A 534-nucleotide genomic window follows, 5' to 3' on the forward strand; every position below is an offset into this window, starting at 1 on the left:
CGGGGATAAGGACGCCCAATAGGAAATCGTAACGCTTTATATTGAACGCGGCATTGCTTGAATAAGCTGTTACTACAGCCATTTGTATAATATGATGATTGACAAAGTATCTTGCTAAAGACGTTATTTTTGGAGTGTATCAGTGTCTGTTCTTGAATCATCGACTAAGGCAAAACAAGTATCAACCCGTATGTATTCCCTTATCGATACACATACGCATTTCGACGCGCCAGTATTTGATAATGATCGAGAGCAGCAGGTTCAAAGCGCTTACCGTCAAGGTATACGTCATCTCGTACTGGTTGGTTATCTGTATCAGCATTTTGAGCGTATGTACGATACTAAGCAGTTGATCGATAAGTTATCAAAGCGTTTTGGCATAGACACTGATGAAAATAACGAGTCTGATTTCTGTACCCATATTGCGTTAGGCTTACATCCTTTTTATATCGAGCAGCATACTGATGCTCATCTAATGAAATTAGCGCAAATGGTTGCTGACCGTCGACCATTAGCCATCGGTGAAATCGGCTT

The 534-nt window shown here is 40.8% G+C and carries 1 protein-coding gene; it reads left to right on the forward strand.

The genetic code is table 11. From position 1 onward, the window contains the following. Positions 1-142: 142 nt before the first annotated feature. On the forward strand, positions 143-534 hold a 392-nt coding region (locus tag ACS8FC_RS20545), incomplete at its 3' end, for a TatD family hydrolase (protein WP_439298143.1).

Source organism: Psychrobacter sp. 1Y4, from assembly GCF_051847555.1.